The organism is Mucilaginibacter angelicae (genome assembly GCF_042434235.1).
Lineage (GTDB): Bacteria > Bacteroidota > Bacteroidia > Sphingobacteriales > Sphingobacteriaceae > Mucilaginibacter > Mucilaginibacter angelicae.
In genome coordinates this window covers 37,053-50,377 of sequence record NZ_JBHLTS010000071.1, presented here as the reverse complement: position 1 = coordinate 50,377, position 13,325 = coordinate 37,053, and the positions used below count along the sequence as shown (strand labels likewise).

The 13,325-nt window shown below is 43.6% G+C and carries 11 protein-coding genes; 5 read left to right on the top strand and 6 right to left on the bottom strand.

Annotated elements, in window-relative coordinates:
• The gene (locus ACFFGT_RS22985; protein ID WP_377024861.1) at nt 1-1,665 is read left to right on the top strand and encodes an ATP-binding cassette domain-containing protein; all 1,665 of its coding nucleotides are present in this window, start codon (nt 1-3) and stop codon (nt 1,663-1,665) included.
• Between the two features lie 356 nt (nt 1,666-2,021).
• Here the strand turns inward: ACFFGT_RS22985 and ACFFGT_RS22980 are convergent, their stop codons facing one another.
• Genes ACFFGT_RS22980 through ACFFGT_RS22955 form a run of 6 tightly spaced genes read right to left on the bottom strand, consistent with a single transcriptional unit; the run spans nt 2,022 to nt 7,948 of the window.
• Entirely contained in the window at nt 2,022-3,122 is a 1,101-nt protein-coding gene (locus ACFFGT_RS22980) for a glycosyltransferase family 4 protein (protein ID WP_377024860.1), read from the bottom strand.
• Nucleotides 3,122-4,042: a hypothetical protein gene (locus ACFFGT_RS22975; RefSeq protein WP_377024859.1), complete on the bottom strand. Its 921-nt coding sequence runs from the start codon at nt 4,040-4,042 to the stop codon at nt 3,122-3,124. The genes ACFFGT_RS22980 and ACFFGT_RS22975 overlap by 1 nt, the downstream gene beginning before the upstream one ends.
• Before the next feature lie 8 nt (nt 4,043-4,050).
• Entirely contained in the window at nt 4,051-4,986 is a 936-nt protein-coding gene (locus tag ACFFGT_RS22970) for a GNAT family N-acetyltransferase (RefSeq protein ID WP_377024858.1), read from the bottom strand.
• Entirely contained in the window at nt 4,979-5,983 is a 1,005-nt protein-coding gene (locus ACFFGT_RS22965; RefSeq protein ID WP_377024857.1) for a polysaccharide deacetylase family protein, read from the bottom strand. Before ACFFGT_RS22965 ends, ACFFGT_RS22970 begins: the two co-directional genes overlap by 8 nt.
• A complete protein-coding gene (locus ACFFGT_RS22960; protein WP_377024856.1) occupies nt 5,980-7,137 on the bottom strand; it encodes an amidohydrolase family protein in 1,158 nt (385 codons plus the stop codon). Before ACFFGT_RS22960 ends, ACFFGT_RS22965 begins: the two co-directional genes overlap by 4 nt.
• Nucleotides 7,124-7,948: a class I SAM-dependent methyltransferase gene (locus tag ACFFGT_RS22955; protein WP_377024855.1), complete on the bottom strand. Its 825-nt coding sequence runs from the start codon at nt 7,946-7,948 to the stop codon at nt 7,124-7,126. The genes ACFFGT_RS22960 and ACFFGT_RS22955 overlap by 14 nt, the downstream gene beginning before the upstream one ends.
• A gap of 250 nt (nt 7,949-8,198) precedes the next feature.
• Between ACFFGT_RS22955 and ACFFGT_RS22950 the strand changes: the two genes are divergently transcribed.
• From ACFFGT_RS22950 to ACFFGT_RS22935, 4 genes are all read left to right on the top strand, one after another.
• Nucleotides 8,199-9,701 (top strand): B12-binding domain-containing radical SAM protein, encoded by a 1,503-nt coding sequence (locus ACFFGT_RS22950; protein ID WP_377024854.1) that lies wholly within the window; start codon nt 8,199-8,201, stop codon nt 9,699-9,701.
• Between the two features lie 3 nt (nt 9,702-9,704).
• Nucleotides 9,705-10,757, top strand: coding sequence for a radical SAM protein (locus tag ACFFGT_RS22945; protein ID WP_377024853.1), 1,053 nt, complete (start codon nt 9,705-9,707; stop codon nt 10,755-10,757).
• Between the two features lie 193 nt (nt 10,758-10,950).
• A complete protein-coding gene (locus tag ACFFGT_RS22940) occupies nt 10,951-12,414 on the top strand; it encodes a B12-binding domain-containing radical SAM protein (protein ID WP_377024852.1) in 1,464 nt (487 codons plus the stop codon).
• Nucleotides 12,411-13,232: a class I SAM-dependent methyltransferase gene (locus tag ACFFGT_RS22935; RefSeq protein ID WP_377024851.1), complete on the top strand. Its 822-nt coding sequence runs from the start codon at nt 12,411-12,413 to the stop codon at nt 13,230-13,232. The genes ACFFGT_RS22940 and ACFFGT_RS22935 overlap by 4 nt, the downstream gene beginning before the upstream one ends.
• The last annotated feature ends 93 nt before the right edge of the window (nt 13,233-13,325 follow it).

Sequence of the window (13,325 nt, the reverse complement as noted above, 5' to 3'; positions counted from 1 at the left end):
TTGAAGCAGATCTTAAAAAGCATAAGCCTAATCCTCAATCAACAGGAAAAAGCAAAATTCATCAGGCTTATCATTGCTGATATTGCCATTGCTTTGCTTGATGTTGTTTTTTTAGGTTTGCTGCTGCTCATCGTTAATTTTTATACCCAAAATACTTCCCATAATCTTGGTTTTCTGCCTGCATCAATTGCTAATAATCAATCACTATGGCTCATCGGGATCTTCCTGGTGCTTTTTGCCTTAAAAAACTGGATTGGTTTTTATTCCCAAAACGCCCAGCACCACTTTTTTTATGATGTGGCTTCCCGGTTATCCGAACGGAATATCAGGAATTACCTTGATGACGATTACACTGCGTATGTACATACCGATTCATCTATCCATACCCGGCGCATTAGCCAGCAGCCTATTGAGTTTAGCCATTATATCCTCACCAATTTCCAGCAAATAATATCCCAGGCGGTATTGATCCTTTTTACCATTGGGGCAATCATGTTGTACCATCCGGCACTGTTTGTTTTGCTGTTTGTGTTATTGCTGCCGCCTGTGGCAGTTTTGGGCTGGTTCATCAAAACCAAACTAAAATCCATCCGGGGGCAAATCAAAACGGTGAGCGAAAAAACGCTTCAGCATTTAAATGAGTCTTTATCAGGTTATGTGGAGAGTAATATCTATCAAAAAAATGACTTCTTCAGTCGCCGGTTTTTTAGTTATCAGCAGCAGTTAAATCAAAATATAGCCTCGCAGCAAACCTGGCAAAACCTGCCTTCGCGTTTAATGGAGGTTTTTGCCGTCCTGGGCTTTTTTATCCTCATCGCTGTAAATAAATTAATGGGTGATACACCCGTAGTTAGTATCCTGACCATCGGTATTTTTGTAGCGGCAGCGTATAAGATCATCCCGGGCATCGTAAAAATCCTGAACAGCAGCGGGCAAATGAAAACCTATGAATTTATCCTTGCCGACCTAATTGTCGAACAAAGCGATAAGCCCCAGGTTAATGAGATTGTCGACGAACAGATCAGGTCATTAAAATTTGAAAAAGTAAGTTTCAGTTACCCGGATAAGCCTGTTTTAAATGAGCTTTATTTTGAGGTGGCGCCCGGAGATATTATGGGGATCTCTGGTAATTCGGGCAGGGGGAAAACTACCATCATAAACCTGTTAACCGGCTTTTTAACGCCAACTGAAGGGGCAATTTATATCAATGATAGAATTGTAAGTGCTGAGATGCGCCGGCTTTACCGTAAAAATATCTCGCTGGTAAAACAGCAGCCATTTTTTATATACGATACCATCCTTAAAAATATATTACTTGATGAAGTTACTGCCGATGAGGAAAAGCTGGCGGAGGTACTGGCGTTTTGCGGCTTAAACAAACTGATTGCCGGATATCCGGAAGGCGTTGGCAAGATCATCACTGAAAACGGTAAAAATATCAGCGGCGGTCAGCGCCAAAGGATCATGCTGGCAAGGGCGCTTTATCATGATCATGATCTGTTGATATTGGATGAACCTTTCAGTGAAATGGATGCGGATGCTGAAAATGAACTGTTAACCAAATTGCAGCAGCTGGCGGGTCAGGGTACAATGATTATTCTCATTACGCATAATAAGGCCAGTTTAGCTATCTGTAATAAAGTGATTTCGCCGGATGGGAACTAATAAAATATCCATAACAAGTTTAAACCTTTTTGTCATGCTGAGGTACGAAGCATCTTCTTCGCTCTGCATAGCGGCTTTGCATATTGAAGAAGATCCTTCGCTATCGCTCAGGATGACAAAGAGTTATTGGATCGAGTCATTTTAACTACTGGTCGAAGTTTAGCGATAGCGTAACTTCGACCTAAAACAGTGGAAGCATCCTGCTTCCAAATACCCAACTATCTTGCGCACGTTTGCAACGTGTGCTTAATATGGATTAGCGATTGCATCGCTTGTGGTTTACGTTACAAACGTAAACCCACGTTAAGCACTCGTTGCAAATGAGCGCAAGTATTTGAACACGCAATATTTGAAATTTAAAGCCTACCCGCTATCCCCTCAATCCTCTCTGCAATAGCTTCAAACGATAAGTTCTGCTTATAATGTTCAATAGATAAACGCCGCTTTTCCGGCACATTCATTTGTTTGGTTTGCATAAGTACTTCAAGCAAGGCAGCTTCATTTCCCGGTTCATATAATACACCGCATTCGCCATTGTTGGTGATCATCCTGAACGAAAGGATATCGGTAACCAGCGGCACACATCCGCACGACATGGCCTCGCAAATAGCAGTACCGCTGCCTTCATAATGCGAACCGGAGAGGATAAAATCGGCACTGTTATACCAGTACAATAAATCGGCATGAGGTACTTTGCCTATCAGCTCAATAGCTTCTTTGTTGGGGGATGAGTTTAGTAATTCGTGGATCTCGGGCAACAGCTCTTCTGTATGATAGATCATATACAGCTTTGCTTCGGGCGAACATTCAGCGAATTTTAAAAAGGCCCTGACCACATTTAACGGATCTTTATTATCATTTAAACGACCTACCCATAAAAATACAGGGGCCTCTTTTACGTTTGTTTGAGATTCGGCTACAGGGCGGGGAATAGGAAAAAATACTGAGGAAACTTCCATCACCTCATGTATTTTACCGAGCGATTTCAGGTTACCTGCCGTTACCCATTCCATTCCCATATCATGCGAGGCAAACAGGTAAGCGTCGGCATATTTATCGGCAAGTTTTTGCAGGCTTTTTTTTATGCCTCCTGGGAACGGTTTTTCGGCATGATTCTGAACAATGATGCGGGTGTGTTTGCCCAGCATCAACCCAAGCTGAATTAACTGCAGGGGCTGATGCAGGCCATGCAATATCACAACATCTGGGTTCAGGCTTTTAACATAGCGGTTAAGCTGAAAGTTAAAATGAAGCTTTTTTTTGCTGAAGTTCACAAAGTGATAGGCAATGTTGTTATGCGTAACGATACCCTCATAGTTGATCTGCTTAATGTTGATCACCTCGTGTTTTTTACTCAGGTTGTCCATAACCCCGGCATAGCCCAAATTACGGGTGAACCATGCCTCCGGACTACTGAAATCTGCCGAGTAATTATAACTGATAAAAACGTACCTCATTAAAATAGACCCTCGATACTGCTATAGTTGCTATTTTGAAATTGCAGGAAACCCACATGGTATAAGGATTCGGGGTTGGGCTTCAAAACTTTGTTATTGATCACCCTGCCCATCATCAACATATGATAGCCCATTTTTTTATGCTCAAACACCTCTATTTCCTTATAGCCTCCAGAACATGCCGGTACCGGAAAGCCAAATACCTCGCTTTTGATTGTACTGAAAGGCAGCTCATCAACAGGAGTGGGAGCGGTGCTGGAATGCTTGCCTAAATTGTAAACCGAATTGATATCAACTGTATCGGTATCGCATACCACTACTTTGCCGGCATTCAGGATTTTATCTAAAGTAATATTGGTTGTGCGCAGGCCTAAAAGATAAATGCCCTCTTCCTCAATATAACCGTGAATATCCATAGGGAATACATTACAATATTCATCATCGGCATAAGAAACAATGATAATGCTGCGCGGGTAGGAGTATAGCGCGCTCACAATCCTGCGGCTGTCGTAGGTGTTCTTTTTGGAGCGCAAAAAATACCTGAAAAGCATTTCCCGTTTTAAGATATTAAGCTGATGGTTTTTTACCTCTTCAACCCGGAATAGCAACAAGCTGCCTTTACCGGTGTCTATCTGCTCTATTAAGGAAACATTGATAGAGGCATTCAATATATTCCCGGTCTTAAACTCAACAATTGCATTGTCAGGTTTGATGGTATTTACCTCCGCGGCCGGTAACCAGGCGGCCATGCAAAACGGATCGAGGCAGATCATGCTGTTGTTGCGGGTGATATCAAAGCTTTTACCGGCAACGTTCAAAAAAACCTTCTCCCTGATCTGGCTTTGCTGCAGACGGGTTATATAGAAGGTTTTAATGGGGCTTCCGTTAAACAGAAGTTTTCTGATCGGTTGAGTTATCATATCTCTATTTAAAAAATATCTATATCAGCAAAAGCAAATGCCATATTATCGGGCGATAACCTCGCACCAAGGTCTTTAATAATTACCGGGAACGAAGGGATAGGCTCTGCAAATTTTTTCAAAAATGTATTTAGTGCCGATCTCCTGTCGGCCTGGAACTGTATTTTTCTTAATCCCAACTGCCGGGCTATTTTTATAAGCCTGGGTATAATATCTGGCATGTCATTAACCGCAATGTCAATGTCGCCTATCACCATTCCATCGGCTATCCTGAACCAAATTGAAGTACCTCCCGTTTTGATAGTAAAACTTTCAGTATACGTTTTATGGCCGAGGTAATAGCTATCCCTTTGCAGGCCATAAAAGCCTTCGTTAATTAAAGTGCTTGTTACCCCTTTTTGAGGGGCGACATGCTTTTTCAATACATTTAGCGTATAAAACCTGTATAACCCCTTCAAAAACGGAAGCCTGTTCGCTAATCCTTCCAGTGGAAGCGTTTTAACAGGGATGATAAAACATTCCATTTGGGTGGCTACCTGCCAGTCGAGCTTGTTCACAAAGCCTGGCAGGGAGTTTTGATTAGGGAACCCAAACAATATCAGGATCTCTTCGGCGTAGCAAAGCTCATAAGTAAGTTCGGCCAGTTTAATAAACAGGCCTTTGCCGCGGTGATCGGGATGGGTCATGGTATCTGCCGATTGGGCGGCCAAAACAGGCTGTCCGCCGCAATCGATAAAACAGGGAATCACACCATAAAACGCAGCGGGTATATCACCTGCGTAGGCCAGGTATCCGGTATACATAACCCCGGTAAAAGCGGTATTATATTTCCGGCTAAAAAAATCGGATGCTAAAGCTTTGCCATAAACAGCTTTATGCAGGCTGGTCATATCGGCAAGTCGCTCCTCTGTTAAGCGTTCTATCCTGTATCCCTCGTTATGCATATCTCCCCCTTATTATGGCGTTTAACTGGTTAGGTGTTGATATAAAGGGGTTCACGGTAAAGCGCTCGCGCATGGTGTTATCCTGCCCGTCATCCGGTTTAATAAAATCTGTAGCAAGTAGCTGGGTGTAACCGGCTTCTTTGGCATTGTTTAAAACCTGCTCGTTATATGAGCCATAAGGGAAAGCAAAGCTGCTGATCTGCTTGCCGGTTATATTTTCAAGATAATCCTTGCACATGGTTATTTCGCCTGCCGCGTTTGCAGGATAAATGCGGGCAAGATCATTATGATAGTAACCATGCGCACCAATGGTAACATAGGCCGAGGCAGCCATGGTTTTGATCTGTGAGGGTGTCATTTGCAGCCAGTAATCATCATCATGCCTGTTTGTCTTAAAACTGGTGAGCTGTTCAAGAAAGCTCATCAATGCGGCTTTTTCGTTAAACCCGGTCGATCTTAGTTTTTCAGCGTAGGAAACACCCCTTTCGTCTACGTATTTATTGTTCCTGTTTTTACGATAGGTTTGATTTTTATAAGTGAACTTTTTGGGCCCGTAGTAACCGGCAATGCTCAGCATATCGTTCCATAAAATATCAAAACCGGCATCGCGGATGGCTGTCACAAAAAAAGTGGCCGGTACCCGGTATTTAGTTAATAAAGGCAATACATAGTGGTAGTTATTGGCCAGCCCGTCATCAAAAGTAAGGCAGATGTTAAACTTATCGTTACTGAACCGCCCTGCATAATAATCATCGAGTGAAACCACGTTGAAGTACTTTTTATAGTACTGCAGGTGCTCTTCAAATCTTTCAATAGTTAAAAACAGCGTGTTGAATTTATGCGGATCGCTTTTGCAAACATTGTGATAAAGGATAATGCGGCTTCCGCGGGCATTCTGATATGCTTTTGTATCCAAGCCCAAAACATGGCGTGCATTGCCGCTTAAATAAGCTGCCTTGCGCTTTGATCTCGACCATATTTTTTTGATGATACTCATGCTGCGGGCTGGGCTGGGTAGGGTATAGGAAAACCGGCGTCGGGTTTGTAGCGTTTTATTTCGGATATTAATCCGTGGATATCGCCCTGTACGTATTTAAAACGATTACCGGTGAAAACCTTGCTGTAGTTTTGGCTAATAATGCCGGTAAGCTGGTGATAAAGCGATTCATCAAATAAAAGGATTTCGCCCTTATGCATCACCAGTAAAATATCATCGGGTGTTACCTCGTAAAATGCCTGTAATCCGGCCTTACGGTTTGCTTTGGCTACAACAATATCAGCATCAAATCCATCTGCAATACTACCGGTATTCAGTTTCCAGGTTTTGGCGGGCAACGAGGTAAGAGAATTGTACAATTCTGCATCAGTAAGCATTTGCGTTTTACGTGCAAGGCGGATGTGGTGCCAAAGATCCCAATGCCCGGTAAGCGTGCTATCGGTACCAAATAAAATAGTTGTTTTTGTTTTAAGCTGATCAATGGCCGCTGTTTTATTGAGCAGGAAGTAGTTTGACTCTGGACACCAAACTAAAGCTTTAAAATGTTTGGCCTGTACTGGATCCATGGCCACGCCGTGAATACCGATGAGTTTGCGTTTGAGCAAATTCCATTTAATCAGCTCATCAATTTCGGCATGGGCGGCATTGTTGGTGCCTTCGCCTGTATGGATCACTGCCGGGCTATTTATTTTGAGCGGGTTATTAAGCCGCTTTTTCCAGTTTTTTTCAAACTGGACCGAGTGGATACTCTGGCAATTATCAAATATGGTGATCAGCGGATCATTTATTACTGCCTTTTCGCCATGATTTATGACTGTAGTTACCCCGCAAAGCAGGTTTTTATAAACACCCCAGCGTTCGCGCAGGGCAATGGGGATTTTTAATACAGATGCAATCTCACCTGCATATTCCCGGTGAATGTGCTTTCCCCATTCGGTATAGCTTTCATAAGTTTGATTGCCAAATTGCGGGAAAAGGTTAAAATCAAGATGGTCGTGCGAATTGATGAGCCCCGGAAAAGCAATGGCATCTACCAAAGTCAGCTGTTCGCGGTCATCAGCAAGGGCGGGGGCAAGCTGTTTAATTTTGCCCTCACTTATGCTTATGCCCAGCACAGCATCGTTTCCCGGTATCATCACATTATTCAGTACCATCAGTTCTCCTCAAATGCAGCCCATAGATAATTGGGAAGCCTTTATATTTATCATAAACATGAAGCGCGTTTTTATCAGCATAATAATGCTTCATGCTTTCATCTATTTTAATCTCTTCTTCGGCAATCAGCGTAAAACCGTTATTCAACATTAAATCTTTAATGGTATTTACCGGGTGTACGTAGTTTTCGACAGCTATAAAACTGCTGCCGTGTTTAAATGTACGTTTACCGCCGTTAGCCAGCGTATGCGGATGGAAATCGGTGATAATGATATCTCCGTTTGGTTTCAGGATGCGCATCCAGGCCAGCAGGGCAGCCTCAATATTTTTGATATGGGCAACAGTAAGTGTTGAAACTATGGTATCAAAACTGCCCGGTGGCATATCGCTGAACAGGTCGTCGATAATACGGTAAATATTTGCCGATGGGAACTTTTGCTGTAAACGGGCCAGCATCCCGCCCGAAGTATCAAAGCCGGTTAAAGCTCCGGGCCCTAATGCAAACAGCTTTTCCCAGTGTCTGCCGGTACCACAACCTATATCAGCTACGTTTTTACCGGTGATGATTGTATCACTAACCAACCGGGGGAACAAAACTTCATCCAGATCGAGCATGAGGTTGCCGGGCTGTGCATCATAATTCCCGGCCCAGATATCATAGGCCTCAACCGAATTTTTCTCCAGGATGTTTGGCGGGAAAAAGCGCTGCTTAATATAGTTTTTTACAGTTTGGATCACAATTACGGCGTATTTAGTTAACAACCTTATATCATTAAATACGGCAGTTAAATAATAATGGTTGCCAGTCATTTTATTTATACAGGCAGGCAACCCGCGTTTAAAGGGGGGCGTATTTACTAATGTGAAAGCGATATTGTAGAGGTGGGCTCAGAGATAATTGTTGTATGGGCAATCCCCCGCATTTGTGATTGGGTATGGCAATGGGTTGTTTTGATGTTGGCTATGTAATGGCAGGGGTGCATTTACAGGCCGCATAAACTGAAAAATAAATCCATTGCCGGGGGATTGAAGGCAAAAGCTAAAGTATTAATACTAACAGATGAACAAAATATTATTATTCAACCCGCGCAGTGCCAATAATAAGTACCGCATACCTAATTCGATATTGAATATAGCGGCATCGGTTGATGGAAAATATGACTGGGTTATTGTTGACGGCAATTGTGAGCTTGACCCGATGGTGAAGATTGACAGCTATTTAAGCACCGGTGAGTTTAAATACTTTGGGTTTACGGTTATGCCTGGTCCGCAGTTAAGGCAGGCTATTAAAGCCGCCAAAACTATTAAACAAAAATACCCGGATACCAAAATGATCTGGGGCGGATACTTTCCCTCAAATCAACCTAACGCGGTTTTATATTCGGGCTATGTTGATTTTATTATCAACGGCCCCGGCGATAATGCTTTCCCCGCTTTGATAGATGCGTTGGAGAATAATGAGCCTTATGAGTTTATCCGTAACCTCATTTATAAAGCAACTGATGGCAAAATCATCAAAACCGCCAAGGAAGACCTTTTAGACCAGGACAAACTGCCGCCATTGCCCTATGATAAGCTGAATACTTTTTATCCAATCACCAAGTTTTTGGGTAAAACCTATTTGGGCGAAAAAACGATGGCTTACCACTCGAGCATCGGCTGTCCGTTCACTTGCTCCTTTTGTGCTGTAGTGCCAATTTATGAGGCAAGGTGGAAGGCAAAATCGGCACAGAATGTTTATAAGGATGTAAAATATATTAAGGATAAATGGGGTGCCGATGCTATTGAGTTTCATGATAACAACTTTTTTGTATCAGAAAAGCGTGCGGTTGAATTTGCCCGTTTAATCAAACCTGAAAACATGACCTGGTGGGGCATGGCCCGCATCGATACCATGTCAAAGTTTAAAGATTCATCACTGGCAGCCATCCGTGAGTCGGGATGTAAGATCATCTTTTTCGGGGCCGAAAGCGGTAACAATGCCATCCTTGAACAGATGGATAAGGGGGGCACCCAAACCGGCGACCAGATCATCGAGTTTGCCGAGCGTCTTAAAAAGTTTGATATCATCCCCGAATATTCTTTTGTGCTTGGTACACCTGCACCTACGCAGGAACAGGTACAAGCTCAAATTGATTTTGAGATAGATTTTATTAAAAAAGTGAAAGCGGTGAACCCGAAAACCGAGATCGTGATTTATACCTATAGTCCTGTGCCTACCGAAGGTTCGGAATTGTTTAAACAGGTAATGAAAAGCGGCTTCCGTTTCCCCGAAACACTGGAAGATTGGATTAGTCCGGCCTGGGAGGCCTTTGATTTGCGCAAAAACCCGCTTACACCGTGGCTTACACCCGATATGATTGATAAGATAAGAAATTTTGAAACGGTGCTTAACGGGGTATATCCAACGGTAACCGATATCAGGCTCAATATGATTAAACGTATGGCAATTAAACTGGTAGCTACTATGCGCTATAAGGCAAGCATGTACCAGTACCCGTACGAGATAAAGCTGCTGCAAAAGGTTTGGCGTTACAGGCAGCCCGAAATACAGGGATTTTAATTTATGCAGATGACCGGCCAATCGTTATATCATACTTTTCAGCGTTTTCGTACACTGCAAACGCACCGCATTGCCGCGCTGCCCATCGTAATTTTGATGCCGCACAGTGCCTGCAACTGCCGCTGTGTAATGTGCGATATCTGGAAGGATAACAAAAACCTGAAACAGCTTACCGAAGCTGATGTAACCGACTTGCTTGGTGCGCTTCGGAAATTCGGCACCAAACAGGTATTGATGTCGGGCGGCGAGGCCTTACTGAATACCAATTTTTTCAGGCTTTGTGAGATACTACGGGCCGAAAAGATCAAGGTTACGCTGCTGTCGACCGGTCTTTCTATCAAAAAAAATGCTTTCAATATTTTAAAATGGGTTGACGACCTCATTGTTTCGATAGATGGTGACGAGCTTTTGCATGATGCTATCCGCAATGTTCCCGGCGCGTTTAATAAGCTGCGGGAAGGAGTGGAGTATATCAAATCTATCGAACCAAAATACCGCATTACGGCCCGTACGGTGATCCACCGGTTAAATTACAGGAACTGGCCGGCCATTATTGAGGCGGCAAGGCAAATGGGTATTGACCAGGTAAGTTTTTTACCTGCCGATGTAAGCAGCCATGCCTTTAACCGCCAAACGGCATGGGCCGAGCCTAAGCAGCACGAGATCCTGCCCGGCGAAAATGAACTTGCCGAGTTTCAGGGCATAGTGAACCAGGTACTCGCCAACAAAAGCGATTTTACCAACTGGTTCATCGCCGAATCACCAGCTAAGATCCAGGATATTTATGGGTATTATGCTGCCTTTTACGGTCATAACGCGTTCCCGTTTAAAAAGTGCAATGCGCCATGGGTATCTGCTGTAATTGAGGCTGATGGTGCCGTAAGGCCTTGCTTTTTTCATGAGGCGATGGGCAACATCAGGGATAATTCATTAGATGATATTTTGAATAGCAAAGAGGCGATCAATTTTCGCAAAACACTGGATATGGGTAATAACCCTACCTGTGTTAAATGCGTGTGCTCGCTTAATTTATCGCCGTTGGCGAGGTTGGATTGATAAAATAGAAATTATAAAAGCGCGGGATTGTGCGATTCCCTCCCCTGGGAGGGTGTAGGGAGGGGTTTCATCTACAAGTTTAAACGTTTTGAAAGGCGGATAAACCCCTCCCTGCCACATCACAGTCCTGCACACCCCTCCCAAGGGAGGGAATAGAACATTTCCTGAGATTTTTAACAGGCTTGAAAAACGTATGAACAATATACTGTTTACACATTCTTACTTTTTACGTTTCGACCCCAAGCAATGGGGCATAGGGCAACCTTATGCGCCGCTGGGTACTATATACGCCGCCGCACTGATGCGGGAACTGGGTTATCGGGTTAGCCTGTTTGATACCATGTTTGTGAGCAACCCTGATGAAGTAATAGCTGCAATTGAGTTGAATAAGCCCGATTTTTTCGTGATCTATGATGATGGGTTCAACTACCTCACCAAAATGTGCCTCACCAATATGCGCGAGGCCGCGTTTAAAATGTGTAAGCTGGCTAAGGAACGTGGTTGTACTGTTATTGTTTCCAGCTCCGATTCAACCGACCGGTATGCGGCTTATCTTGCCGAGGGTGCCGATTTTGTAATGCTGGGCGAGGCTGAGCAAACCCTGCTTGAGCTTACCGAATACATCAGAAGTGGCAATAGCGATTATTTTGCCATAAAAGGATTGGCCTATATGAACGGCAGCGAGATCATTAAAACGCCCAATCGCGCGGTAATGAAGGAGTTGGATAGCTTGCCTATGCCCGCATGGGACCTGGTGAACATGAACACCTACCGCGATATGTGGCTGAAAAATGCCAGTTACTTTTCTGTAAATGTAGTTACTACACGTGGCTGCCCTTTTAAGTGTAACTGGTGTGCCAAGCCTATTTATGGCAATCGGTATAATTCACATAGTCCGCAGTATATTGTTAATGAGCTTAAAATGCTTAAGGAGCAGTACCAGATGGATCATATCTGGTTTTGTGACGATATTTTTGGATTGAAGCCCGGCTGGGTCCAGGAGTTTGCCAAACTGCTGGCGCAGGAAGGGATTAAGATCCGCTTTAAGATCCAGTCGCGGGCCGATTTACTGGCCGAAGAAGAAGCAGTCGAAGCCCTGGCCGTTGCCGGTTGTGAAAATGTTTGGATAGGGGCCGAAAGCGGATCCCAAAAAGTGTTGGATGCTATGGATAAGGGGATCACCATCGATCAGATCCATACTTCTACTCATCTCATGAAAGCGCATGGCATCAAGCCGTCGTTCTTTATCCAGTTTGGCTATCCCGAGGAAACCCGTGATGATATTACGCTTACCATAGATATGATTAACCGGTTGCTTCCTTTTGAGATTGGTATTTCGGTATCATACCCACTGCCTGGTACCGGTTTTTATGAGCGTGTTAAAACCGAGCTTAAAAAGAAAACCAACTGGACAGACTCTGACGAGATGGCGCTGATGTTTAAAAACACCTATCCGCCTTTCTACTACAAGCAATTGCATAAATACGTGCACCGTAATTATCACAAACACCTGGCTAAAAACAGCATGCAAAAACTGCTTAAAGATCCCTTCGGAAGTTCGGTAAACAGTATAAAAAAAGCATTGTCGGTGTTCTACTATGCTCCGCTTACCTATCTTGAAAAGCTGAAGCTGGAAAAATTTGAAAAGGCAATATGACCGGCGCTTCACCACATATCAATGAACAATTTGCCGAAGCGGCGTTTAGCAACCAGTCGGTAATTTTTGATGAGCTATACGCTGCCGATACCATCATCGGCTACAAACGCAAACGGGTACGCGACCATATTCTGCAGTACGTGAAGCCGGCAGGGAGTATCCTGGAGCTGAACAGCGGTACCGGTGAAGATGCCCTGTTTTTTGCAAAAAAAGGTTTTAGGGTACATGCTACAGATATTTCCAAAGGGATGCAGCAGCAACTCCGCGAAAAAATGATAAAGCATGGTGTGCAGCATGCAGTAAGCAATGAACTTTGTTCATATACCCAATTGGAGCAGCTGAATAATAAAGGCCCTTACGACCTGATTTTTTCCAATTTTGCAGGCCTTAATTGTACAGGGGAACTGGATAAAGTATTAAGCTCATTTGCAGACTTGCTAAACCCGGGAGGCATGGTAACACTGGTAGTGCTGCCTAAGTTTTGTCTTTGGGAAACTTTACTAATATTTAAAGGGAAATTCAAAACAGCTTTCCGCCGTTTTTTTAGCAGTAAAGGCCGCAAGGCACATGTTGAAGGTGTTTATTTTGATTGCTTCTATTACAATCCGTCATACATCAAAAAACGTTTAAAGCAGGATTTTGAAGTGTTGGGCGTTGAGGGATTGTGTACGATAGTGCCACCATCATACATTGAAGGTTTTGCCGAAAAACATCCGCGTGTTTATAAAATGCTTGCCCGGTGGGAAGATAGATTGAAGACTACCTGGCCGTTTAAGTATGTGGGGGATTATTATATTATTTCGTTGAGAAAAAAGTAGGAAAGTTTCATTTAATGAATTTCACGAAGCTCGGCATGACAGTCTTTTCAAAAACGTCATTGCGAGGTACGAAGCAATCGCGAACTGTGCAGA

Bases quoted from the DNA above. Each gene is read 5' to 3' on its own strand.
- ACFFGT_RS22950 (WP_377024854.1), top strand. From the start codon at position 8,199: ATGAACAAAATATTATTATTCAACCCGCGCAGTGCCAATAATAAGTAC.
- ACFFGT_RS22960 (WP_377024856.1), bottom strand. From the start codon at position 7,137: ATGGTACTGAATAATGTGATGATACCGGGAAACGATGCTGTGCTGGGC.
- ACFFGT_RS22940 (WP_377024852.1), top strand. From the start codon at position 10,951: ATGAACAATATACTGTTTACACATTCTTACTTTTTACGTTTCGACCCC.
- ACFFGT_RS22955 (WP_377024855.1), bottom strand. From the start codon at position 7,948: ATGACTGGCAACCATTATTATTTAACTGCCGTATTTAATGATATAAGG.
- ACFFGT_RS22945 (WP_377024853.1), top strand. From the start codon at position 9,705: ATGCAGATGACCGGCCAATCGTTATATCATACTTTTCAGCGTTTTCGT.
- ACFFGT_RS22935 (WP_377024851.1), top strand. From the start codon at position 12,411: ATGACCGGCGCTTCACCACATATCAATGAACAATTTGCCGAAGCGGCG.
- ACFFGT_RS22980 (WP_377024860.1), bottom strand. From the start codon at position 3,122: ATGAGGTACGTTTTTATCAGTTATAATTACTCGGCAGATTTCAGTAGT.
- ACFFGT_RS22965 (WP_377024857.1), bottom strand. From the start codon at position 5,983: ATGAGTATCATCAAAAAAATATGGTCGAGATCAAAGCGCAAGGCAGCT.
- ACFFGT_RS22970 (WP_377024858.1), bottom strand. From the start codon at position 4,986: ATGCATAACGAGGGATACAGGATAGAACGCTTAACAGAGGAGCGACTT.
- ACFFGT_RS22975 (WP_377024859.1), bottom strand. From the start codon at position 4,042: ATGATAACTCAACCGATCAGAAAACTTCTGTTTAACGGAAGCCCCATT.